General features: G+C 34.5%; 1 pseudogene. It reads left to right on the top strand.

Annotated features, from left to right (window positions below):
- A pseudogene (locus ICJ85_RS16145) lies at window positions 1-438 on the top strand (hypothetical protein); the annotation flags it as partial.

The raw sequence follows: 438 nt of genomic DNA, 5'->3' as shown, positions 1-438 counted from the left end.
CCACAAGGCATTGCAGAATTCACCTTATTTAACAGTGAATTAAAACCACTTGCCGAGCGCTTGGTTTATGTTAATCCGCAAAAACAACTTCATATAAACACAACTTTAGATAAGACGGAATATAAAACCAGAGAAAAAGTAAACCTCAGTATTAAGGTGACAGATGAAAACGGATTGCCTGTAATCGCACATTTAGGCTTGAGTGTTTTTGATAAACTTTACGAAAACAATCAAGATTCTAAAAATATATTAACCCATTACATGCTTTCGTCGCAACTAAAAGGAAATATTTATAATCCTGAATATTATTTTGATGAAAACATCCCTTTACGACACAGGCAAGAAGCCTTGAATTTACTCATGTTAACCCAAGGTTGGCGACGTTATATTTGGAACATCGAAAATCTAAAAGAGAGCCATCAAAATGCCAAACCGTTT

The organism is Aestuariibaculum marinum (assembly GCF_014596975.1).
Taxonomy (GTDB): domain Bacteria; phylum Bacteroidota; class Bacteroidia; order Flavobacteriales; family Flavobacteriaceae; genus Aestuariibaculum; species Aestuariibaculum marinum.
The sequence above is the reverse complement of the archived record's forward strand: the minus strand, read 5'-3'. Positions and strand labels throughout refer to the sequence as shown.